The sequence below is a fragment of the Bradyrhizobium sp. AZCC 2289 genome (assembly GCF_036924615.1).
Classification (GTDB): domain Bacteria; phylum Pseudomonadota; class Alphaproteobacteria; order Rhizobiales; family Xanthobacteraceae; genus Bradyrhizobium.
The window spans coordinates 4,877,375-4,902,252 of sequence record NZ_JAZHRY010000001.1 but is presented as its reverse complement, the minus strand read 5'-3'; the positions used below and the strand labels follow the sequence as shown (position 1 = coordinate 4,902,252).

Annotated in this window: 12 protein-coding genes and 1 pseudogene; 9 read left to right on the top strand and 4 right to left on the bottom strand. The window is 60.6% G+C overall.

The features are described 5' to 3' along the window. Positions 1-10 precede the first annotated feature (10 nt). The 4 genes from V1289_RS23295 to V1289_RS23280 all read left to right on the top strand — a co-directional run bounded on the left by V1289_RS23295 (position 11) and on the right by V1289_RS23280 (position 1,956). Complete coding sequence (locus tag V1289_RS23295; RefSeq protein ID WP_334399133.1) at positions 11-556, top strand: cyclic nucleotide-binding domain-containing protein; 546 nt, start codon at positions 11-13, stop codon at positions 554-556. A gap of 197 nt (positions 557-753) precedes the next feature. Then, on the top strand, positions 754-981 hold the full coding sequence (locus V1289_RS23290; protein ID WP_309181282.1) for a hypothetical protein: 228 nt from the start codon (positions 754-756) through the stop codon (positions 979-981). 235 nt (positions 982-1,216) lie between these two features. Beyond that, positions 1,217-1,408 carry a hypothetical protein gene (locus V1289_RS23285; protein ID WP_334399131.1) on the top strand — a complete coding sequence of 64 codons (192 nt, stop codon included), beginning with the start codon at positions 1,217-1,219 and terminating at the stop codon, positions 1,406-1,408. A gap of 290 nt (positions 1,409-1,698) precedes the next feature. Beyond that, positions 1,699-1,956: a hypothetical protein gene (locus V1289_RS23280; RefSeq protein WP_334399129.1), complete on the top strand. Its 258-nt coding sequence runs from the start codon at positions 1,699-1,701 to the stop codon at positions 1,954-1,956. Positions 1,957-2,190: 234 nt separating this feature from the next. Here the strand turns inward: V1289_RS23280 and V1289_RS23275 are convergent, their stop codons facing one another. After that, a complete protein-coding gene (locus tag V1289_RS23275) occupies positions 2,191-2,817 on the bottom strand; it encodes a LabA-like NYN domain-containing protein (RefSeq protein WP_334399127.1) in 627 nt (208 codons plus the stop codon). A 1,553-nt stretch (positions 2,818-4,370) separates the two neighbouring features. Here V1289_RS23275 and V1289_RS23270 point away from each other — a divergent pair. Together V1289_RS23270 and V1289_RS23265 are read left to right on the top strand one after the other, a co-directional pair. Then, positions 4,371-4,892, top strand: a complete 522-nt coding sequence (locus V1289_RS23270; RefSeq protein ID WP_334399125.1) for a septal ring lytic transglycosylase RlpA family protein — start codon at positions 4,371-4,373, stop codon at positions 4,890-4,892. A 468-nt stretch (positions 4,893-5,360) separates the two neighbouring features. Beyond that, positions 5,361-6,554, top strand: coding sequence for an aspartate kinase (locus V1289_RS23265; RefSeq protein ID WP_334399123.1), 1,194 nt, complete (start codon positions 5,361-5,363; stop codon positions 6,552-6,554). A gap of 115 nt (positions 6,555-6,669) precedes the next feature. On the opposite strand, the gene V1289_RS23260 is transcribed toward V1289_RS23265, so the two are convergent. After that, the gene (locus V1289_RS23260) at positions 6,670-7,506 is read right to left on the bottom strand and encodes a glycosyltransferase family 2 protein (RefSeq protein ID WP_334399122.1); all 837 of its coding nucleotides are present in this window, start codon (positions 7,504-7,506) and stop codon (positions 6,670-6,672) included. A 248-nt stretch (positions 7,507-7,754) separates the two neighbouring features. On the opposite strand from V1289_RS23260, the gene V1289_RS23255 reads away from it, so the two are divergent. Both V1289_RS23255 and V1289_RS23250 read left to right on the top strand, forming a co-directional pair. Beyond that, the gene (locus V1289_RS23255) at positions 7,755-7,949 is read left to right on the top strand and encodes a hypothetical protein (protein ID WP_309181276.1); all 195 of its coding nucleotides are present in this window, start codon (positions 7,755-7,757) and stop codon (positions 7,947-7,949) included. A gap of 224 nt (positions 7,950-8,173) precedes the next feature. Beyond that, on the top strand, positions 8,174-8,350 hold the full coding sequence (locus V1289_RS23250; protein WP_334399120.1) for a hypothetical protein: 177 nt from the start codon (positions 8,174-8,176) through the stop codon (positions 8,348-8,350). 3,574 nt (positions 8,351-11,924) lie between these two features. Here the strand turns inward: V1289_RS23250 and V1289_RS23245 are convergent. Further along, a complete protein-coding gene (locus V1289_RS23245; RefSeq protein ID WP_334399118.1) occupies positions 11,925-22,637 on the bottom strand; it encodes a VCBS domain-containing protein in 10,713 nt (3,570 codons plus the stop codon). A gap of 594 nt (positions 22,638-23,231) precedes the next feature. On the opposite strand from V1289_RS23245, the gene V1289_RS23240 reads away from it, so the two are divergent. Further along, complete coding sequence (locus V1289_RS23240; protein WP_334399117.1) at positions 23,232-24,440, top strand: helix-turn-helix transcriptional regulator; 1,209 nt, start codon at positions 23,232-23,234, stop codon at positions 24,438-24,440. 114 nt (positions 24,441-24,554) lie between these two features. Here the strand turns inward: V1289_RS23240 and V1289_RS23235 are convergent. After that, positions 24,555-24,752 (bottom strand): annotated as a pseudogene (locus V1289_RS23235) (transposase); the annotation flags it as partial. Between the last annotated feature and the right edge of the window lie 126 nt (positions 24,753-24,878).

Below are 24,878 nucleotides of genomic sequence, written 5' to 3'. Positions count from 1 at the left end.
GAGGACAATCATGCGAAAAGTCCTGTACATCTTTGGAATACTCAGCGATGCCGACGTCGCGTGGATGGCGCAGACGGGAGTTCGGCGACGTCTAGGCGATGGCGACGTCATCATCCGGGAGGGCGAGAGCACCGATTTCCTGATCTTTATGCTCGAAGGGGAATTGCTGGTGACAACCCGGCGGTTGGGACAAATCGCGCGGCTGGGTGTCGGCGAGGTCGTCGGCGAAATATCGCTGGTGGATTCGGCGCCGCCGTCGGCCACGATCACGGCCAGCGGAAACGGCCTGGCGCTCTTCCTCGACAAGACAAAGCTGATGCATAAGCTCGACAACGATGCCGGCTTTGGCAGCCGGTTCTATCGGGCCCTCGCGGTGTTTCTCGCCGACCGACTTCGCGAAGCGCGCGGAAGCTCGGCTGGAAATTCCGCCATCTCGGACGAGATGGGTATCTCGGAAGACGAATTCGACGTCGGTATCCTTGATCGTGTATCGGCTGCCGGAGAACGATTCAGCCGAATGTTGAGGACCTTGAGCAACAACAGGATTTCCAACTAGGAAATCTGTCCCCACCTCTGGATCGCGGGTTTGCGCCGTCATCCCCAACAGGCCGACCGAGACTCGGCGCGCCTTTCTGGTTCGCGCCGATGGTTTTTTCTGTGTGATCCCGCGCACGGTCGTATTTCGAAACGACGGCTAACTTGCGGTCATGACGGGCGATGGCCGCTCGTCCTCAGATCAAACGGAGAAGTGCCATGACCAACTTCAGCAATGAACTGAACCTCAATGACCTCGAAGCTGTCAGCGGCGGAATGCGCAACCTCGCCAACGATCCGGGCTACCATGGGCCGACCATCAGCAAGGGCGGCACGGTCGGCGGCGGCGATACGATCGACGGAATCCCGTGGGGCGGCGCGCCTGGAGACGGTTCGTGGGGTGTCGTGAATGGCAACCTTCCCGGCGCGGGAAATTGGGGTAACTGAGTTCGGAATATGAAGTACCTGCATGGAACGCGCCGGTTCACGCCGGCGCGTTTCGCCATGCGCGAAGGTGAAAACGCGTCCGCCGGCTTGGCGATGTCAATCCTCGTCTTTCGCGCGAGACCGATCGACTCAACCACACTGAGGCCAGTGTGATCTTGCGCACTTTCTAGGAATTGCTGAAAGTGATATCAATGCTGCTGCAAAGAGGAGAACACACCAAAGAGGAGCAGCCACCATGGACAACAGAAAAATCGAATTGGGAAAAAAAGAAAAGCCCGCCGAAGGCACACTCAATGACACCAACATCGAACTGAGCGAAGCAGAATTATCCCGAGTGTCAGGCGGTAAGCCGGGGTCAGGTAGCAGCAGCAAATTGCTCGAGGCGTGCGCGACGGGGCAGCATTTTAAGGAGGCCAAGATCATCTAAGCCCACCTGTTGAAACGCGATAGCTTTACAGCCCGCTGACGTCTCGGCAGGTCGACGGAATCCTGGCCGACCTTCCCCAAGGGGCCTTTTTTGCGCATATCTGGCCACACGCAAAAAGCCGCCAAGGTCTCCCTCGACGGCTCGTGCCGTTGCGTTTGCGTAGAGGTACTGTGTCGAGCGGTGCTCGAACGCAGCCCGTGCTCGCTCTTATTTGGACGCACGCGACCTTCAATGAGGCGGTGGGTGCGTTGCCAGTTTGTCGGGCCAACGATCCCCGATCCTTGTGACATGTGACTGGCGGCGATGCTCTTCAAGCCAGCACGGCTGTCCCATTCGATGAAATGGCAAAGCGGTTTTCAATTGAGCGCCCCGCGATCATCATCAGCGATCAAGATCAGCAGCCGATCTGCCACGGCCTGGACGCGACCCTTGAATACCTTGTCCGGCCTGACATCGCCGCGCTCGACGGCCATTGCCAGGCCGCCGACAGGCCGCTCGATCTGATTGTTGCGCGGGGGACTGACAAGGAAGATCGGGCGGCAGCCTAAAACGCCCGTCATGCTCTTCGGGCCTGAATTATATTTCGGCTAGGCTGTCCCGGCGAATGATGGTTAGAATGCCGCTCCGGGGCTGAGAGTTCTGTGTTGTTTCGGAAACTATTTTGAGCCCGGTCGGGCCGCTGGCCATACTGTCGGCGGCCCTTTTCATGGCCGCACATCGACGGGCAAAGCTGCTTCATTTTAAAAGCAGCCGAAAACAATACCGCGCGGCGACAGCCTCTGTCATTCGTCGAAATCGTCGTCATCCCTCGGCGCCGTCGTGGTCGCACGATGCAGGAATTGCAGGGTGTGATGGCGCGGGTCGCGCGGGGCCGGGCGCTCGGACGGATCGCGGGCGATCTTCGACTGTAATTCCGCGAGGTCGGTGAAGACATCGGCCTGGCGCCGCAGTTCGTCGGCAATCATCGGCGGCTGGCTGGAAATGGTCGAGACCACGGTGACGTGGACGCCGCGGCGCTGCATCGCCTCTACCAGCGAGCGGAAGTTGCCGTCGCCGGAGAACAGCACCATCTGGTCGATGTGTTCGGCGAGTTCCATGGCGTCGACCGCAAGCTCGATGTCCATGTTACCCTTCACCTTGCGCCGGCCGCTGGCGTCGAAGAATTCCTTGGTCGCCTTGGTGACGACGGTGTAGCCGTTGTAGTCCAGCCAGTCGATCAAGGGGCGGATCGACGAGAATTCCTGATCCTCGATGATTGCTGTGTAGTAGAACGCGCGCAACAGCGTTCCGCAACTTTGGAATTCCTTGAGCAGACGCTTGTAATCGATGTCGAAACCGAGCGCCTTGGATGTCGCGTAGAGATTGGCGCCATCGATGAACAACGCAATCCTGTTGGAGGAAGATGGCATACTGACCTTTTACAAGTAGATACGCGGACAAGCCCTGCTAATTCAAACTCTGCTTGGATATTGGGAGAGACAAGAAAGTCGCGATTGAGGCGGTCTCTCAAGTGATGCTCGACAATCAAATCGCAAGTGAAGATTAAAGCATCGCAAATACGAACGAGTGAAGGAAAAAGCGCTCAGGCCCATTCTTCCGGGGTAACTCCAATTTGACCCCAGGCCCGGTTTCAAGATTCGAATCGGTCTACATCTAGATATTTTAAGTTTCAATTAGTCGTTGTATAAGGAAAGAGAGATGCTTGTATCTCGACGTCCATCAATACAGTTTCATCTGGTATATTTTGGCGCGCTCGCCGGTGCGATCCTGCCACCGCCGGATGGTGACGATTGCCACCAGCACCGACCTTTCGATCGATACGGGGCGGACATCAGCAGTAGGAAGAGTGCCCTGTCAGCTTTGTATTTGGCAGCGGCTCGGCTGCTTTCCGAACCCAGCATGACGACATCCCCTTCGGTCGTGCACACGCGCCAGCTCCATGTTCGGCCGCGCCGCTTCAACACCACTTCAAAAGCTGGAAATTGGTCAGACATCGCGATCGTGACTTCCGAAGCACTTACAAGGGCGTCTCGGTCGGGTCGTTTGGGACCCGAGTGATGCGGATGAAAGCAACATGTACTCTATAAAAGTTGCATGACGGCGATCTTGATGTAGCGCAAGTGGCCCTGCTCCCGTCCTGCCTTCCGGCCCTGTGGCTTGTCCCGGCCCAAAGCCGTCCCAGTCGCCGAGAGCTGGCCGTCCGGAGCTGTTGGCCGGGCAAGGGGTCTTGTGACACGGGCCCGATCGGGGTTTGTCCGGGGGGGGGCTATACCAAATAACTCAATAATATCAATCATTTATTGCAGGGAGAGGAACTGGGATCGAACCTTCTCCGTGTAGCACAGATTGGTCTATGGAGTCCGGACCCACAGCCGGCAGCGCCGGGCGGCCTAGAGGGATCCAATTTCCCAATGCCTGACTGCCTGCCCAAATCGCAGGCAGTCTAAAGGCCGCACGAAGCCGGTCACAACTCACGCTTCGCGAGCCACTGAACGAAACGGTGATGCCCGACATGATTGGCGGAACAACGAAACACCACCCCGAATCGGGTATAAAGCAGCGCCGCGGCCGCGTAGCCGCCAGCATATGCGGACCGTAGCCGGTAACCTTGACGGCCGTCTTAGCGGTGGGCAGCTTGTCCTCTGGGAGCGATTTGGTCAGAGCTGTCGTCGTCGGTGTCCCCTCAGGGTTCCTGAAGTCAATCCGCGCTGCGATTCAAATGCCGGATACAGTCGCTAGCCGGGCCACTCTTGAACGGCGTTGCGATGCACAGGGTTCCACCCTGCCCAATTTCCGGCACGATTGCCGATCAACAAAGCCACGATTGCTTGCGGGCTCGAGGGATCGTCGACCTTTCTCGACGCCTTTTTTGCGCCGGTCCGTCCGTAGGACGACCGGATTAGACGTAGCGGCAGCGTGAAGCCGTCGCGGCCGCCTCTTTCGCAACACCCGAGGATCCAGCATGAAACGGATTGTCGCGACCGCCATCGTCGTTCTCTCGCTCTCCTCCGTGGCCGAGGCGCACCGTCTCTCCGGGACTGCCACCTACTACGGCGGGAGCGACCGCCTGTGCGGACGTCGCACGGCTTCCGGGGCGGCATTTAACTGCGGCGCATTGACGGCCGCACACCCGACGCTGCCTTTCGGCACGGTACTGACGGTCCAGAGCGGCGGCCGGTCGATCCAGGTCACGGTGACTGATCGCGGTCCCTTCACCGGCGCGTTCCTGGATCTATCGCCGGCGGCCGCGAGCGCGCTCGGCTGCCGCTGCACCCATCGCGACGTGACCGCGACGATCGTGCAAATGGGATCCGGCGAGACCGCCGTTGCGAGTCGAGGCCGTCAACGCTCCGTCGCTGCGGCAGCCATGCCGCTGTTCTTCCAGCCGACGGAGGACGTCATGCGTCCGTTGGCAATGTTCGGATCCTCAATGGCCATGGCTCCTGCCCCACGCCACCACCTTCGCCACAGTGGTCGCCACTAGGACCGATCCTTCTACCCGAACGAACGAGCATCCAACCGCTCACAGGTCCGCAACACAGTGCTGGGCTGTCCGTCCGACGGGCATGTCCTTACAGGGAGGGGCACGTGCGCCGGCGGAAGTTTATTGCGGGACTCAGCATCACTGCGATATGGCCGCTCGCGTGGCGCGCGCAGAGGCAAATTGCGGCCCGTCAAGTCGGACGCCGACGGCTCGATTCTTGAACTCGCAATAGCAGTCGACTGAGTAGGCGCATGAAGCTCTGGCTTTCGTTCTTGGCACTTTTGCCAAGCGGCAGCCGACACCGAGTACGTCCGATTATTGGGGTAGACCGGAAGTGAAGGCCGACTGTCAGAGTGGCGCTTTTGGACCCAAAGCGGTCTGTCTTCCTGATACGGGCGCGCAGCCGCGCGTGTCGCGGTTTGTTCGTGCTGGCGCGCAGGGCTCGCTCGGGGTATTTCTGTAAGTAGAATGCGCAACAATCCCATCATCGTGCAAAAATACGGCGGCACCTGTCTTGAAACACCGGCAAAAATCCGCGCGGTCGCGAGCAGTCTCGCCGACCTACACAAGCGTGGTCATCGGGTCGTAGCGATCGTTTCAGCGATGGGTAAGACCACCGACGAACTCGTTAAAATGGCTTATCAAGTAAGCCCGCATCCCAATCGCCGCGAACTCGATATGTTGCTAACCACCGGTGAGCGCATCAGTATGTCTCTAATGAGCATGGCGCTGTCCGATTTCGGCGTGCCGGCGATTAGTTTTACTGGCAGTCAAGCCGGAGTGATGACCGACGAATCCCACTCTTCCGCGCGCATTTTAGATGTGCGGCCCATTCGCGTGCGCGAAGAACTCGACCGCGGACGCATCGTGGTTTTGGCCGGCTTTCAGGGCGTGAACCCGGTGACCAAAGAAATCACCACGCTGGGCCGAGGTGGCAGCGATACCACTGCGGTCGCCATGGCGGCGGCGCTAAAAGCCGAGTGCTGTGAGATCATCAAAGAGGTCGACGGAGTTTGCTCGGCCGATCCGCGCATCGTGGCGGATTCAAAACCCTTGCGTCAGCTGGATTTTACATCGCTATCCGAAATGTGTTTTTGGGGCGCCAAGGTCTTGCATTTTCGCAGCGTGGAGCTGGCACAAAGCCAAAACGTTCCTTTGGTTCTGAAAAAATTGGGCGGCGCTGGACACAGCACGCAAGTGATGAGAGAGGTTATGGGGATGGAAAGCGGAAAAGTTTTGGCCGTTAACTCAATGGCTCGCATTGAGCATGTGGAGATCGATTCGGCGGATCTCAATCAAGGCTTTGAGAAATTCGCGCAGCATCTTAAACAAAGCGGCCTATCCTGGCCGCAGCTCCTCGCCTCGGCTTTCACCGGCGGAAAAACGCGCATTATGATGACTTCCGATTCGGAGTCGCTCGACGCTTTGCTGCGCACGCTGGAAAGCAGCAAAGACTTGCGTCAACAGCGTGAGGCTTTAAGTTCGGTGAGCCTCACTTGCTTCGGCGGCGTTTCTTCAGATCTGCCGTTTAAGGCGATTCAGATTCTGCAACGCCAGGGGATTATCGCCGACAAATATGTTTTGTCGCCGCATTCGGTGAATTTATTTGTTCCTGTCGAGAGCCGCGAGGCCGCGGTCAGGGCTTTGCATTCGCTGATCTAGTTGACCGTTTTGCCCAAAAATATTCCGGCACTCTGCGTGAGAAACTCGGCGTGAGCCTGTCAGCCAAGCGGCCACATTGGCACGGAGCGGAAGGCACGCTCGATTTTCGGACAAGTCACATCTTGATCGCATTCGCGAAGAGCGTGTCACCCCACTCGTACAAGGGCCGCATGAAGTCAGATTGAGTGTGGATTGCTCGACCTTTGCGATCGCGCCATTTTCGCCCGTAGGTATCGAACGGAAAGTGTCGCATGTAGTATTCGCAAGTCTCTTCCCAATGTTCGACCGACAACGACTTACCATAGTGTTGGCAATACAGACCGGTCGCCACGCGTTCTACGCCGGCCGGCTCTCGCCCATGGTGCTTCGCGAAGATGACCTCAGGCCGGTTTCGCCACAACATCAGAATGTCTCGCCGTTCCGGGCCGAAGAAACGGCGAAAGCCCAATAGTTCGCAATCGGCTTGATAGGGTGCATGATCGCCAGGAGTCATATAGGCGTCGAACAGTTGAACCCGCACGCCGTCGTAATCGCCAGAACGAGTTCCTTCCAGGTATCCGCGTAGATCTCCGGTAACGCGTTCGTCCGCATCGAAGCAAAACATCCAGTCAAACTGCAAGTGTTCGCGCGCCGTCTGCAGCAAAAGTCCGCGATGTCGACCCTCGGCAATCCGTCGCGCCTCGATGTCCGCTTCCCACGACCGATTTGTCACAATCAGAGCGACTTTTGGGTGCCCGCCAAGAATCTCCAGCGTTCGATCCGTACTCGCGTCATCATAGGCGACTATCGCATCTACGTGCTTGCCGACGTAGTCCAGTGTATCTCGGAGAATAAGTGCTTCATTGCGAATGCGGGTGATTCCGATCAAAAAGTGCCTATGACCCAAGAGGCTTCTATTGCAAGCAATGATTTGTTCACCGTCGCGGAGCTGCCAACTACTCGTACCCAGCATGATTACCACCTGGCTGCGATAAAGAATTGGCACCAATGATGGTGGGCGGGCGCAGTAACCGCAAGGGTCAAGAATCGTAGGGCTGATGTTGCCGGTAGTACGCCGCTAACGAGAGATTGCGGAAAACTAACCCCGCCACGCGTTGGGCGAGGCGTCCGAAGGGCCGAATTGCATTTGCCTACCCCTAGGAAATCTGGGCGATATTGCCCCAAATAATGCGATAGCTTGCTCAATATTGGAGAGACATCATGTCAGCCGACGCACTAGAACTTTTGATCACGAACGCAATTCACACCGCCTTCATCAAATATCCCGAGGGCGACGGCGGCCCAAACCTCGACTATGAGTGGATTGCGCCGGATCAAAGCACCCACATCGCCAAGGCCATCCTTCTGGATCTGGCGGCTAACGGATATCAGATCGTGAAGAAGGGCGGCACCTAAGTCGCTCGAAATCTATTGCGCTGACTACAACGGTCCTGGTTCGGAACACCGTGCTCGCGAATTCGTAAACCATCAGCCTGGGTCAGCTTTGGTTTACCAGCCCCCTTAAGCTTTCACGGCCGGGCCCATGACATGGTGGCTTCCAGATCGGGGACGAACCTCGACAGGGAACGCGTCAGGGTCAGGCCGCCAAGCGGCCTGACCCGCCATCTCCGGGGAATGCAATGGGTGCGAAGACAAGACCACAAACGGCGAAACGCAAAAAATCGAAGACCAGCCCGGCGCCGGCCCGCGCAGCATCAATGGCATCGGTGGCAACGCAAAACCTGATCAATATGGTCGCGGTCAGTACAACCTCGGGCGCGGTACTGCTCGCCCTTCTGGCCGCCAGGCATTTTTAGGCCCGGCGTGTCGCCGCCGTTTAGAGAAGTCACGATTTGCGCCGATACTGTTGAAAAAGTCAAAAATCGAGCGGCTCCGAAATTCTCGCGAACGCCGATTTCCAAGTAACTCTGCCGCTGCACGGCTCTATAGCCTTCGAACGCGACCTAACAGCGTAATAATCCGTTTGCGACTGCGGTGCGTCAGCGGCCCTTACGGAATTCCAGCAGTAACCACGTTGCAAGATCGTTCAAGGAACCGCGCCGCGGTTACGAACTATCAGGAATTACGGCATTTGCTCGTCACGTTAGTATTGCGGCGAGAGATCGTTATGCCTATCGGACGGTACATAGCCTGGGTTGGCGCATCGCTTCTTGCGTTACTGTTTGCAGCAGATTGGTTCCTGCCCAAATCTTTGCCCGAAACAGCGGGTGACCCAATCAACAGGCCGGTCATTCGGATAGCTTCGGTTCAGCAGCCCCCCGAACGTGTTGTCATTGACACCAGCCAGCCCACCATCGTCCCGCCACCAGCGCTGGTCGGGCTCGCAATGACAAGCGAACCATCTCCACTGCAGTCGTACGCGTCAGCGCTTCCGCCTCCGCCAGTAGTCGACGTTGATAAAAAAAGGCGGAAGGCCATTAAACGGCAGGGTCCTCAGGTTGCGGCTAACCAACCGCCATTGGCGAGCACGCCTGCGGTCGCGAGCCGCAGCTCAGCGACGACCATTCCGCCGACCAGATTATCCTTCGCGGATATCATTTCCGGGCAGCTGGTGAGAAACCTGTTCAACCTGCATTGAAGCCTCGCCTTGTCGACCAGTTGTCGGTGGGCAGGACAATCGCACGACTATCGCAGTTGGTGATTAAAGGGGGCGCCGACCAAAGCCAACTACGTGTCGCATCCTGCCGAGAGGTTCAATGCCCTTAACAACCCCGCAAAGCCCTCCGGGCGCCGACAGGCCCTGAGATCGACGGTTGCTTTCCCATGGTCGACATTCTTACTCTTCTTCGGCTCTTGAACCTTGATGCGTCGGCCGAGAGACACGGCTGCGGACTTCCTGGCGTTGGGATCGTGCCAATGCCGGCTCACAATCTTGGGCGTCGCTGTTGGGCTAGGAGGTTGTGGTACAGGCTCGTCAGGCGCCTTCGCAACCAGCATGGCTGGCTCCACGGCGACGGCGTCACCAACGTATGCAATTTCCAACTTGTCTGCCTTGGTCAACGTATCCTGTGAAAAGGTTTTGCCGACGGTCGCTTGCTCCGGTGAAGCTCCCACGGTCGGCGGAGGCGTCGAGGTTCCGGCGCCAATAGCGACCATTGCACCTACGCCACTCGAACAAAGAACCGCAAGCCACAGTGTCCTGATCACGGCCAACCCCGCATGATCCGAGTATGCGAACTGACTGTGAGCTTAGGACTGAATCAGGCACTTAAGGGGCAGCCGCGCAGGAATTTCATCGCATAGTAGAAAAGTTTCGCACCAGAGTTAACGAGCGGACGAACATACTTCTTTGGCTACACCATGCATAGGGCGCCGTAGTGAGAGGACATGCCACACTATGCCCGGCACATTAGTCCTTTCGACGCGAGCTAACGAATGGCGGCAACACGTCAGAAGGTAGGCGACGGGATTTCCCGAACCACGCTATCAGCCGAGCACCGGACACCGAAAATCGCGCATTAGGCGTTATGGAACATCGCCGCAAGCTCTGACAAGGCCTCAACTCTATGCTCGATCATTCACGGGTTCGGACGGTCTGAGCGCGCACAAATGTCCGCTTTGCGCCCGCCAGAACCCGACGTCGATCGAGTGGACCGAGACTGTTCGAATCAACTGAGGTTTTCCGATCAGCCTTTCCGTCGCTGCACAGAGGATGGACGGATGCACTATCCTCCAGGGGCTCGATCATCACGCGCGTGACGAAAGATTTGTCGCGGACCTGCTTAAATCACCAGGAAGTTCGAGTCGTGCAGTGTTCCAGTGTAGTTGGTCAGGTGTATTTCGATATCGTTTGCATCCATCACGCCGTCGCCGTTGACGTCGATCTGAAGCGTCGCGGTGCCTCCCATCACCGCATCCAACCGCGCCTCGAAGTGCGGCGATCCCACCGATCCGTCGAACGCGGCCGTGTCCACGAAGTGTATCGGTCCGGTGAAGCCGTTCGATCCCGACATGCCCGTGAAAGTGAAGGTGTCGCTGTCGGCGTTGAAGTTGAGGATGGTGTCGCCGTTCCCGGTCTGGGACTGGGCGGCAGCAGTGAAGTTGAAATTGACCGGGGTGGAACCGGCGACCACGGTATCCGCCCCAAGACCTCCGGTTATCGTCGTGCTCCCCGACGTGTTTCCGATGGTGATGAAGTCGTTGCCGTAGCTGCCGTTCACCGTCTCGGCGTTGACCACGGTGACGCCGTTGGCCTGCGCACCGAAGTTGATGACGTCGTTTCCTGCGCCCATGTCGAAGACCGTGGCGAAGGACTGCTGAGTCACGGTCAGTGCGTCGTCCGACGAACTTCCGTTCAGATGGTTGATGTTGAAGAGGTTGTCGAGCGAGTTGGTCCCCGCCGCCAGGTTCAGGGTGTTACTGCCGTCTGCGAGGTCGACGGAAACCCCGGAGACGTCGGAGAGCAGCGTCAGCGTGTCATCCGACGGCGCGGTGCCGCCGGTGAAGTCGCTGCCGCTGATGCTCTCGACGTTCGTGACTGAGACCGAGTTGACGCCGTCAGCGAGGCTGAGATGGTCGTTGCCGATCCCGAGGTCGATCGCGACGTTGCTGACGTCGTTGTTGAGCGTCAGATTGTTGTCCGCGGCGCTGCCGTTGATGTGCTCGATATTGAGTGCGGTCAGCGACATGCCCTGGGCGCCGAAGTTCAGCGTATTGTCGCCCGGCCCGAGGTCGATGACAGGGTTGTTGTCCGGGGTGAAGGCGCCGTCGGTCAGGGTCAGGACGTCGTCGGAGGCGGTTCCGTTGATGTGCTGGACGTTGAAGATGTCTCCGAACGTGTTGGTTCCGGTGGCGAGATTGAGCGTGTTGTCGCCCTGCTGCAGGTTGACGTTGACGCCCGAGACGTCGTTGAGGAGGGTCAGTGTGTCGTTGGACGGCGCCCCGTTGAAGTCGTTGGCCTGAATGTTTTCGACGTTGGTGACGGCGATCGAATTGACCCCACCCGCTAGGGTGAGGTTGTCGTTGCCGGCGCCGAGGTCGACGGTCAAGCCGCTTACATCGTTGGTCAGCGTGTAGAAGTCATCCGCGGCACTGCCGACCAAATGCTCGACGTTGTGGAGCGCTACGGTAAGGAACTGCGATCCGAAACTGAGCGTGTCGTTTCCGGCACCCAAGTCGATCGAGAGGTCGTTGGCGTTGGTGAAAAGTCCGTTGCCGATCGTGAGCGTGTCATCGGATGCAGTGCCATTGATGGTGTCGACGTTGAAGACGTTGACGAACGAGTTGACCCCGGCCGCGAGGTTCAGGGTGTTGATGCCGTTGGCGAGGTTGACCGACAGGCCGCTCACGTCATTCAGAAGCGTCAGCGTGTCGTTGGAGATGCTTCCGGCGGCGAAGTCGCTGCCGTTGAGGTTTTCGACGTTCGTCACGCTAAGCGAGTTCGAGCCGTTGGCGAGGTTGACGTTGTCGTTGCCTCCGCCCATGTCGATTGACATTCCGTTGACGTTGTTGACCAGGCCCGCGAAGTCGTTGCCGCTGCTGCCGACCAGGTGCTCGACGTTGAGGAGATTGAGGGTGTAATTCCCGGTCTGGCCGAGAATCACGGTATCGTTGGTTCCCGCTCCAAGGTTGATCTGGTGACCCGACAGGCTGGGGCTGATCTTGACGAAGTCGTCGGCCGATCCCGTCAGCGTCGTCAACGGGTTGGCCGCCGCGTTGAAGAAAAGCCGGTTGTCGGAAAGGTCGACTGGGTTTGCGGTGCTTCCGGAAGCGATCAGGATATTGGTATCGGTGAATTGCAGGACTTCGATGTTCGTAAGCGGTGTCGGTGCCGTCGCGGCCCGCACCGGAGTCCGCGACCGTGGTCTGACCGATACCCGGTGAGTTGACGGAGATCGTGTAGGCCGAGCTAACCCCCGAATAGATCGCAATGTCTCCGGCGCCTCCGCCGTCGATGGTGTCGTTGCCGCCACCGCCGACGAACGTGTTGCTGTTGCCGTCTCCGGTCAGCGTATCCCCGAAGGCCGAGCCGGTGATGCTGTTGACGCCGCCGGTGATGGTGTCGGTTCCGACGGATGCGTCGCCGGTGGCGGTACCCAAAGCGAGATTGACGGTGACTGGTCCCTGCGCATTGGCGTAGATGACCCGCGTGTTGCCGTTGCCGGTGATGGTGTCGTTGCCGCCCATGCCCTCGAACTGGTTGAAGGTGCCGTTGTTGCCGACGTCGTTGACGGCCGGGTTCAGGAATCCGGTCGCGCCGAAATTTGTCGCCACGTAGGCGTCGGCGAAGGTCGTGCCCTGGACGCCTTCGATCGAGCGCAGCGTGTCGGTGCTGGTCGACGCGTCGCCCGTCACCGTTCCGGAGGCCATGTCGATGCTGACGCCTCCGGTCACGAAGTAGATGTTGTAATAGGTGGCGGTATCGAAGCCGCCGCGGCCGTCAATGTAGTCGTTACCGGCGAGACCGGCGAAGGTGTCGTTATTGGCGTCTCCAAGCAGGGTATCGTTGAACATCGAGGCCTGGATGGCGTTGACGCCGGTGAAGGTATCGTGACCCACCGACGCGTCGCCGTCGGCGGTGCCGGCCGCGAGGTCGACGATCACCCCGGCGGTGGCGTTGTTGTAGGATAGCCGCGTATTGCCGTTGCCGGTGATGATGTCGTTGCCGCCGCCGCCGGTAAATTCGTTGAAGGTGCCGAGCGATCCGGCGTTTGTGCTGGAGCCGCTGAAGCCGACCGCGTTGTAGGTGTCGGCGAAGGCCGTTCCGCGGACGGCTTCGACGGAAATCAGGGTATCGTTGCCCGCAACGGAGCTGCCGGTGACCGTTCCGGCAGCGAGGTTGACGGTGATGCCCGTCGTCTCGGTCAGGTCGTTGATGTAATCGGAACGGTCGAAGCCGCCGCCGCCGTTGATGATATCGTTGCCGCCGCGGCCATCGAACACCTCGACGGTGCCGCTCGGGTTGTTGCTGCCGGTTAGGGTGTCGGCGAAGTTCGAGCCGAGAACGTTCGCAATATAGTTGGTAAACGTGTCATGGCCGACCGAAGCATCACCGTCGGCGGTCCTGGTGGTGAGATTGACGGTGACGCCTGCGGTCGCATCGAGATAGGAGACACGGGTGAGCGCGGCGCCCTGGCTGTTGATGAGGCCGGTGATGACGTCGTCGCCGCCCATGCCCTCAAATTCGTTGAAGCCGACGGGGGTGCCGGGAACTCCCGTGCTGCCGGTGAATCCGGTGGCGTTGTAGGTGTCGGCGAAGTTGGTGCCGATGATGCCTTCGACGCCCGTCAGGGTGTCGGTACCCACGCCCGCACCGGTGACCGTGCCGGAGGCCAGGCTGAAGGCGATGCCGGCGGTGGCGTCGGTGTAAAAGGCGCGGTCGAACCCGAGCCCGCCATTGATGGTGTCGTTGCCGGCAAAACCCTGGAAACGGTCGTTGCCGGGCGTCCCGTTGAGGACGTTGTCGCCGCTGTCGCCGGCGAAGGTGTTGCCCGGGATGCCCGTGACGGTGAGCGCCAGCACCTTGTCGAAGGTCAGACCTCCGGCGTCGGTGTCGCGTACGGTGACATTCTGGGTTGCTGTCGTCACGGTGGTGAGGCTGCCGGCCACGACCAGGTTGCCGCCGGAGATCGCGAATAGTCCGCCGTCGTTGTCCAGGAGGGTGAACGTTGCCGTGTCGCCGGCATCAGGATCCGTTCCCGACAAGGCGCCGATCACGGTGCCAACGATGCTCGTCGCGGCGACCGTCGAACCCGAGATCGAGATGGCGGTCGGGGCCTCGTTGACGTCAGTGGTGGCGATCGTGAAGGTCGTGTCGTAGGTGAACCCGCCGGAATCCGTCGCCCGCACCGTGACCTGGTGGGAAGCAGCCTGCTCATAATCGAGCGGACCCGTAGCGACCAGATTGCCGCCCGAGATCGCAAACAGGCCGCCGGCATTGTTGGTCAGCGTGAACGTCGCGGTGTCGCCAGCGTCCGGGTCGAGCGCCGACAAGGCGCCGACCACGGTGTTCGCCGGGCTGTGTTCGGCAATCGAGGAATTCGACAGATGGATCGCCGTCGGGGCTTCGTTGACGTTGGTGACGTCGATTTGGATGTTCTTGCTGAAGGTGGCCCCGGCCTGGTCCGTCACCTGCACGGTGACCTGGTGGGAAGGAGTCTGCTCGAAATCAAGCGGCGCGGTGGTAATGATGTTGGCGCCCGAGATCGCGAATAGGCCTCCGGCGTCGTTGGTGAGCACGTAGCTTGCGGTGTCTCCGGCGTCCGGATCCGTATCCGACAGGACACCTACGAGGGTGCCGGCCGGGTTGTTCTCGTTGACGGAAGCGTGCGAAAGCTGGATGTCGGTCGGCGCATGGTTGGGCGTGATGACCGAGAAGTTGGCGTCGCTCAGGGTGCCGACCAGATTGTTCAGGACGACGGTGATATCGCCCGCCCCGATCACGCCGTCGCCGTTGACGTCGATCTGCAGTTGGTTCTGTCCGCCGGAATTGACGAGAATGGCTTCGGCATGCGGCGTTGCCGGCGACCCGTCGAGCACGCCGGACGCCATGAAGTGCACGGAACCGGCCAGACCCGCGACGCCGTCGAGCAGGAACTGGTCGTGCGCGGCGTCGAAGTTGGTGACGGTGTCTTCCCCCGTGGCCACGGAAGACTCTGACGCATCCGTGTAACGGATGATGTCGGTCGCGGCGCTGGCGGTGATGAAATCCGCGCCGCCGCCGCCGGTGACGGTAGTCGTCCCGGTGGTGTTCGCGATGGTGATGAAATCGCCATCGGTGCTGCCGTTGACGTGTTCGACATTGTTCACGGTGACGCCGCCGGCGAAGACCGAAAGGTTAAGCGTATCGTTGCCAGCGCCGAGGTCGATGGTGTCGCCTCCGGCGTTGTTCAGCATGGTCAACACGTCATCGGAGGCCGATCCGTTGATCTGCTGGACGTTGTAGGCGGTCAGCGAATTGGTCCCCGCCGCCAGGTTCAGCGTGTTGTTGCCTTCCTGCAGGTTGACGGTCACGCCGGTGATATCGTTGAGCAGTGTCAGCGTGTCGTCCGCGGCCGGGGTGCCGTTGAAATAGTCGCTGGTTCCGATGCTCTGGACGTTGGTCAGGCTGAGCGTGTTGGCGCCGGTCGCGATCTGCAGGTTGTTGTTCCCTGCGCCAAGGTCGACGGTCAAACCGTTCTGGTCATTGGTCAGTGTGTAGAAGTCGTCGGCCGCGCTGCCGACCAGGTGCTCGACGTTGTGGAGTGCGGCGTTGAGGAAGGTGTTGCCGACGGTGAGCGTATCGTTGCCGGCTCCGAGGTCGATCGAGAGGTCGTTGGTGGCGGTGAAAAGTCCACCGCCGATGCTGAGGGTGTCGTCGGAAGTGGTGCCGTTGATGGTGTCGACGTTGAAGACATTGCCGAGCGAATTGACACCAGCTGCGAGGTTCAGCGTGTTGATACCTTGCTGCATGTTGACGTTGACGCCCGAGACGTCGTTGAGGAGGGTCAGCGTGTCGTCGGAGGGCGCTCCGTTGAAGTCGTTGGTCTCGATACTTTCTACGTTTGACACGCTGACCGAGTTGGTGCCGTTGGCAAGGGTGAGGTTGTCGTTGCCGGCACCGAGGTCGACGCTCAGTCCGGTGACGTCGTTGGTCAGCGTGTAGAAATCGTCGCCACCGCTGCCGACCAGGTGCTCGACGTTATGGAGCGCGGCATTGAGAAACGTCGAGCCGATCTGTAGCGTGTCGTTGCCGGCGCCAAGGTCGATCGAGAGGTCGTTGGTGTTGGTGAAAAGGCCGTTGCCGACCGAGAGGGTATCGTCGGATGCGGTGCCGTTGATGGTGTCGACGTTGAATACGTTGGTGAACGAATTGACGCCGGCCGCCAGGTTGAGCGTATTGATGCCGTTGGCGAGGTTGACCGACAGGCCGCTCACGTCGTTCAAAAGCGTGAGCGTATCGTTTGAGACGCTTCCCGCCGCGAAATCGCTCGCGTTGAGGTTCTCGACATTCGTCACGCTTACGGAGTTCGATCCGTTGGCGAGGTTGACGTTGTCGGTGCCGCCGCCCATGTCGATCGACAGCCCGTTGACGTTGCTGAGGAAGCCGACGAAGTCGTTGCCGCCGGTGCCAACCAGGTGCTCCACGTTGGCAAGGTTGAGATTGTAGCCGCCGGTGACGCCGAGCATGACGGTATCGTTGGCGCCGCCGCCGAGGTCGATCAGGTGGTTCGAAAGCGACTGGTTGATCTTGATGAAATCGTCCGCCGATCCGGTCAGCGAGGTGAGCGGGTTGGAGGCGGTATTGAAGAAGAGCCGGTTGTCGGAAAGGTCGACAGGGTTCACCGAGGTTCCAGAGGCGATCAGGACGTTGGTGTTGTTGAACTGCAGGACCTCGACGTTGGTTAGCGTGTCGGTGCCGTCGCGGCCGGCAACCGTGTCCGTGACCGTCGTGACGCCGGCGCCGTTGGTCGAGATGTTGTATTGGGCCCTTGCCCCGGAGAAGATCGCGATGTCGCCGGCGCCGCCGCCGTCGATGGTGTCGTTGCCGCCGCCGCCGACAAAGGTGTTGCTGTTGCCGTCACCGATCAGCGTATCACCGAAAGCCGAGCCGGTGACGCTGTTGACGCCCCCGGTGATGGTGTCGGTGCCGATCGCAGCGACGTCGCCCGCGGCGGTACCGCGGGCGGTTCCGAGCGAAAGGTCCACGGTGACCGCCGCCGCCGCATTGGCGTAGATGACCCGCGTGTTGCCGTTGCCGGTGATGGTGTCGTTGCCGCCCAGGCCCTCGAACTGGTTGAAGTTGCCGTTGTTGCCCACATTGAGGGCGCCCGCCACTCCGTATCCGGTCGCGTCGTAGGTGTCGGCGTTGCCGGTGCCCTGGATGCCCTCGATCGAGCGCAAGGTATCCGTGCCGATCGAGAAATCCCCAACCACGATGCCCGCGGCCATGTTGACCGTGATGCTGCCGGTCGACAGGTAGATGTTATTGTAGCTGGCGATGTCGAAGCCGCCGCGCCCGTCGATGTAGTCGTTGCCGCCGTTGCCGGTGAAGGTTTCCGTGGCGGCGGTATTGTTGCTGCCGTAGATGGTGTCGTCGAACATCGAGCCCTGGACGGCGTTGACGCCGCTGAAGGTGTCGGTGCCGACAGATGCATCCCCCGTTGCGGTGCCGGTGCCCGGCGTCGCGCCGGTCTGCAGATCGACGGAAACTCCTGCGGTCGCGTTGTTGAAGCTGATACGCGTGAAGCCGTTGCCGATGATGGTGTCGTTGCCTCCGCCGCCGGTGAACTCGTTGAAGGTTCCGAGTGAACCCGCGTTGATGCTGGTGCCGGAGAAGCCGGTGGCGTCATAGGTGTCGGCGAAGTTGGTGCCGCGCACCGCCTCGACCGAGATCAGGGTGTCGGTGCCGACGGAAGCGTCGCCCGTGACGGTGCCGGCGGCGAGATGAACGGTGATGCCCGACGTGGTGGTCGGATCCTGGTTGTAGTCGGCGCGGTCGAAGCCGCCGCGTCCGTTGATGGTGTCGTTGCCGGCAAAGCCGGAGAACACCTCGATGGTGCCGAAGCCGTTGTTGCTGCCGGACAGCGTGTCGGCATAGGCGGAGCCCCAGGCGGAAAAGATGCCCGGGCCTACGAAGGTGTCGTGGCCGACGGAGGCGTCGCCGTCGGCGGTGCCGGCCGCAAGATCGACGGTCACGCCCGCAGTGGCGCTGACATAGGATACCCGCGTCAAATAAGCTCCAAGCGCGTTGACGTCGCCGATGACGGTGTCGTTGCCGGCGCCACCTTCGAATTCATTCAACCCGATCGGGGAGCCCGGAACGGCGGAATTGCCGGTGAAACCGGCGGCGTTGTAGGTGTCGGCGAAGCCAGAGCCGACGATGCCCTCGATGTTGGTCAGGGTATCGCTGTCGGCGCCGGTGCCCGAGGCGGTTCCGGCAGCCATGTCGACGGTCACGCCGCCGGTGGCGTCGGTATAGAGCGCGCGGTCGAAGCCCGCGCCGCCGTCGATATGGTCGTTGCCGGCGTTGCCGGCGATACGGTCGTTGCCCGCGCCGCCGAACAGCAGGTCGGCGCCTGCGCCGCCGCTGATGTTGTCATTGCCTTCGAGGCCGTCGATGGTGTCGATGGCGGCAGTTCCGGTCAGGACGTCATTGCCGGAGGTGCCGAGAACCGGGCCGGCCGGGCTGGCGACCACCGCGTTTTGCACCTGGTCCGACAAGTGGTCGACGTAGGCCGTGGTGACCGCGTCGGTCTGGGCGGTGTCGTTGAAGTTGGTGATGGACGCCAGCGAGGTCGTCGCGCTTCCCTGGGCGACCTGGCCCGCTTGGGCGATGGTGGTGACGTCCGTGGCGGTCTGGATGCTGGTGTTGGCGGCCTGGACCACGGCGGCGACGGTCGACAGGGCGTCCGTGCTGACGCCCGAATTGGTGGCGATGGACTGGACCGAATCGTTCGATGTGAGGATCGTCTCGCCCGGTTGCAGGATCACGGTCGGGTCGGGGTTGGCAATGGCGTCCGCGATCGCGGCGACCACGTCGGCCGACGAGACGCCGACGGCGGACATCTGGGTGATCGTGCTCTGGACCTGGACGCCGGCGGACAGCACCGTGGTCGCCGCGGCGTTGCCCGCCACGGCGGCCGGAACGGGATCGAAGGTCGTGATGTCGATATGGGTCGGATCGATGCCGAAGGCGGTCGCCACCTGTGCGGCCGCATCTGCCGCGGTAACCGTGCCGCTGACGAGTGAAGTGACCAGCGTTGTCAACGGCGTCACGACGGTGGATCCGTCCGGCGCCTTGAGCGTCCCGGTGAAGGCAAGGCCGGTGGAGATGTCGGTTCCTCCGGTCATGATCAGCGTGCCGTGGGGGTCGTGCAGCGTGAAGCTGCCGTCGGCGTTGGTGGTCGCGGAAGCCTCACCGGCATCGAAGACGCCGTTGCCGTTGGCGTCGGCGAATACGAAGGCGCCGGCGATGTAGCCGTCGACGGCACGGAGGCTGGTTTCGTGGAGTCCGGCCGTGACGTTGACCGTCATGCTGACGGTGGAGACGGCCTGATTGCCGCTCTCGATGGACGCGACGGACACGTTCAAAAGCAGGGTGCCGGCATGCGCATCCGCGCCCGGTACAAGGGCAAGCGTGCCGAGATCGGACGCTGCCACTTCCCAATGCCCGTCGTCGAAGACGGTGCCGTGGTTGAGCGTGAAGCTCGAGGGAATGCCGACGATGCTGACCGCGCCGAGTGCGCCGCTGTCGTCGACCAGATGGGCCGAAATGAAGAGCGGGATCGCGGCGTCGTCGGTGCCTGAAGCGGTGGCCGCGGTCAGGGTCGGGGCGTCCTGGGTGCCGTGAACGGTGAAGGATACCTGCTTGGTGGTGCCGTCGACGGATGAGACCGTGAAAGTCTCGACCAGCATTTCGCCGGCCGCCAGGTGCTGCACGGCGGCGTTGTCGATCGAATAGGTGTAGTGGCCGTCGGCCGTGATGGCCAGGTTCCCGAGGTTGCCCGGTGCTGCGACCGCCGTGGTGTTGAACAGCGACTGGCCTTGGTCCGGGTCGGTGGCGGTCATCTGGCCCGACACGGACAGCGTCGATGCGGCGTCTTCGGTCACATCATGGAGCGTCGGATCGCTGATCACGGCCGCGTCGTTGGTGCCCTGGATCGTGAATGAGATCACCTTCGCCGTGCCGTCGAGCGAGTGGACGGTGAAGGTGTCGGTGCGGGTATCCGCCGCGCCGAGGGACTGGGTGGCAGAATTGGCGACCGAATAGGTGTAGGTGCCGTCGGCCGCAAAGGACAGCGTGCCGAGGTTGGTCGCTCCCGCGACGGATCCGGCCTGGAACGAGGACTGGTTCTGGTCGACGTCGGTGACGGTCAGCTTGCCGGTCGCCGTGAGCGTAGCCCCGCCGGAATCTTCCGTAACGGTGTGGGCGACGGGATCACCGATCACGGCTGCGTCGTTGGCACCCTGGATCGTAAAGGAGACGACTTTGGAGGTGCCGTCGACCGACTTGATGGTGAAGGTATCCACCTTGGTGTCGCCGAGGCCGAGGTACTGTACCGCACTGTCCGCGACCGAATAGGCGTAGCTGCCATTGCTCTGCAGAACCAGGGTGCCGAGGTTATCGGCACCCGGCGTCGTCGTGATCTGGAAGGCGGCCTGGCCGGCGTCCGGATCCGTGACCGAAATCGTTCCGGATGCGGTCAGCGTCGCGCCGCCGACGTCTTCGGTAACGACGGCATTGGTCGGATCGCCGATCACGGCCGGCTGGTTCGCGCTGCTGCCACCGTGGATTGTGAAGGAAATTACCTTTTGCGTGCCGTCGAGCGCCGTAATGGTGAACGAGTCGACCTTGGTGTCGGCGGCACCGAGGAACTGGGTGGCGCTATTGGCCACCGAATAGGTGTAAGAGCCGTTGGCGGCGATGGTCAGGTGTCCGAGGTTGCCGGCAGCCGAGATGACGGACGTCTGGAACGAGGACTGGTTCTGGTCGATGTCCGAGATCGATATCGTACCGACCGCTGTCAGCGTGGTCGGCGAAGCGTTCTTGGTCACGTCGTGGACCGTCGGGTCGCCGATGACGGCAGCGTCGTTGACGCCGTGGATGGTGAAGGACACCTGCTTCGTCGTGCCGTCGAATGCGGTGATGGTGAAGGTTTCGATCTTGGTATCGGATGCGCCGAGATACTGCACGGCACTATCGGCAACGGTGTAGGAATAGGCGCCATTGGCGGCGATGGTAAGATGACCGAGGGTTCCGGCTGCCGCGATCACGGTGGACTGGAACGAGGACTGATTCTGGTCCGGATCTGAGATAGAAATGGTGCCTGCGGCGGTCAGCATCGTCGGATTTGAGTCTTCGGCGACGTCATGCACGGTCGGCGTGCCGATCACCGCCGCGTCGTTGGCGCCATGGATGGTGAAGGTGACCTGCTTGGTGGTGCCGTCGAGTGCGGTGAGCGTGAAGGTGTCGACCTTGGTGTCACCCGCGCCGAGGTATTGCACCGCGCTGTCGGCCACCGAATAGGTGTAGCTGCCGTTGCTTTTCAGCACCAGGGTCCCGAGGTCGCCGGCCGCCGAAATCACTGTAGTCTTAAACGCCGCCTGATTCTGGTCGACGTCCGAAATTGAGATCGACCCCGTCGCCTTCAGGGTCGGACTGGTGGCGTCCTCGGTGACGTCGACCACCGTCGGCGCACCGATCACCGCCGCGTCGTTGATGCCGTGGATGGTGAACGAAACCTGCTTGGTGGTGCCGTCGAGCGAGGTGACCGTAAAGGTATCCACCTTGGTGTCGCCGGCACCGAGGTATTGCACCGCGCTGTCGGCTACCGAATAGGTATAGGTGCCGTTGGCGGCGAGAACGAGACTGCCGAGATTGCCGGCCGCCGATGTCACCGTGGTCTTGAACGCGGCCTGGCCCTGGTCCGCATCCGAGATTGAAATGGATCCCACCGCGGTCAACGTCGGATTGGACGCGTCTTCGGTGACGTCGTGGACCGTAGGCGTGCCGATCACGGCCGCATCGTTGGTCCCGTGGACGTTGAAGGATATCTGCCTGGTAGTGCCGTCGAGCGCGGTGACCGTGAACGTGTCGGTCCTTATCTGGCCGGCCCCGAGGAATTGCACCGCGCTGTCGGCCACCGAATAGGTGTAGCTGCCGTTGCTTTGCAGCACCAGGGTGCCGAGGTCGCCGGCCGCCGAAATCACCGTGGTCTTGAACGCCGCCTGGTTCTGGTCGACGTCCGAAATTGAGATCGACCCCGTCGCCTTCAGGGTCGGACTGGTGGCGTCCTCGGTGACGTCGAGCACCGTCGGCGCACCGATCACCGCCGCGTCGTTGACGCCGATAATCGTAAACGACACCTGCTTGGTGGTGCCGTCGAGCGACGTAATCGTGAAGGTGTCGACCTTGGTGTCGCCGGCACCGAGATATTGCACCTTGCTGTCGGCGACCGAGTAGACATAAGCGCCATTGGCCGCAATGACGAGGGAGCCGAGATCGCCGGAAGCAGCTTTGACCGTCGTCTTGAACGCGGCCTGGCCTGCATTCGCATCGGAAATCGAAATCGATCCCGCCGCGACCAGCGTCTGCAAGTTGTTAGTGTCCTCGGTTATGGTCGAAACCGTGGGCGTACCTATAATAGCGGCTGAATTAGACATACTGGTCCCCTCTCCCAAAATTTATTGGTCCGTCGATCGCGGTTAGTTTGGTTTTGCTGATGATCGGCGCTGAAATTTTTGCGCCAGATGGATCGAGTTAATAACGGATGGTGATTTCGAAATTTTCGATAATCTTCATGAGCAAACCAATCGCGTCAAGGCCAAAACAAACAACTGTTGGAATTCCGCTCACCGAAACTTATTAACGGGCATCGCATTGCACCATTCGAACGAGTAAATAGAGCCCCTTGGTTGATCCATTCAAAAAACTGAAGATTTGCTCCTGAATCGTTGGTTGCAGAAATTTTGAATGTGGGAGGATACGGCCGCTGTGAACGGCGAGCCTATTCCGGCATGATCACCAAAACCTAGGTTTGGGCCAACTACGTTTACGCCACCTCCGTCATGAACGCCTGGGCCTATATCGGTGAAGATAGTGGTTGCATCTGCTGAACTTGCCAAGCCAATGAAACCGGCAAGCGCAACCGCAGAAGCACGGCTAATCGAGACAAAGCGATATTTATTCCAATTTACGAAAGGCATTTTCCAACCCTCAAATATATGAAATTTCGGCTCGGATGATACCTGCGGCCATTGCGAAGTCTTCACCCGTTTGGGTTAAGGAGGGGGCCGCAATTTCGAGATGGTTTATTGCCAACCAGTCGACTCAAGGGTATTTCTGGGAGGCTACGGATTCACGCTCATTGTACGGGATATCCCTTGCCCGCTTGGAATTTTGAGCCCGCCGAGCGGGAATTCGTCGAGGCAGGGCTTGACCCCATGCGCTGGGTGAAGGCGCTCGATTCCGTTGCTTTCGCCACCGGGAGCCACGGCGCGCTCATGATGCCCATCACGGGCGGAGTACTTCGGAACGTCCCGTTTACCGAAACGATTTCCGGAGCGATGGACGAGTATTTTCGGGACGGATGGCATCTGCGGGATGAGCGAATGCGCGCCATTCCGATCATTACGAAGCGCGGGGTCGCGGATGACTTCGACGGCCATAGCGCAGATGCGATAGCCAAACATCCATTCTACCAGGAATTCCTCGCGCCACATCGCCTGCGCTGGTACGCCGGCGTCAAGGTCGCTTGCGGCGATGATCTGTGGGCTGTGGCAATCCAGCGAACGATCGATCAAGGACCGTTTTCGGCAGAGGAGAAGGACGAGTTGGCGCGAGTATCAAGCCGGCTTTCGACCGGCGCCGCAATTGCTCGCGCACTGGGCGCTTCCGCCGCCGCCGGTGCCTTGGAAGCTTTTGAGATGAGCGGCACTGCGGTGGTTCTGGTCAACCGCCATGGCAACGTCTTCAAGGCCAATCGGTCGGCTGAACTCCTCCTGGTCGATGATGTCCAGATTGTAAGGGGCAAGCTGGTTGCAAAAGACACGCGGGCGACGACGGCCTTGAACCGTGCCATTCAGGGGCTGTTGTGGCGTTCGGCAGGCGGGCTTTCCGCTCCGATCATGTTGCCTCGTGTGTCACGCCGACCGCTGCTTGCGTACCCGGCGAGACTTTCGAATTCGACTGCCAATGCGCTGGCCGATTGCCAGGCCATGGTGATCCTGATCGATCCCGATACCAGACCTCGAACGCCTGAAATGACCCTGCGGTCGGCATTTCGCCTGACCGAGGCGGAAGCCCGGCTTGCGACTCAACTGGCTTTCGGCGAGTCCCTGGAAAAAGTCGCCGATCAATTGGGGATCGCAAAGGAAACCGCGCGGAGCCAGCTCAAGAGCATTTTTGCCAAGACCGGCGTGCATCGGCAGGCAGAACTGGTCGCGGTGCTGGCAAAGCTGCTGTGAGGCCGTATGCCGGAAACGGGGGATTTGGTTTTCCTCGGAATGTCCGCAACGGGTCTTGGCCGTGTAAAAAAACTTTCCCCGGGAGCGCGGTGAGAAGCCGGGACCCGTTCGGTCTCAGGCCGCGGTCGCAGCCATCGGCGGCTTGGTCCCGACGATGTTCATGACCCGTGTCAGATTATAGGCCAGGACCGAGAGAGCCATCTCGGCGGCTACTTTTGGAAGCGTTTTGGTGAGGAAGTGTGTCGCTCCCATGCGGGCCTTCATCGTGCCGAACGGATGCTCGACCGTCTCGCGAGGCTGGCGCATGGCTTGTCGCACTGGCTGGCCTGCGGCCGCATTCTCGAAGGATGGGCCGCCGTCAGTGAGGGCGAGTTTGATCACGGGATCAAGCTGCTTCACGCGGGCGCAGCCGCATGGCAAGAGGCTGGAGCCCGCCTG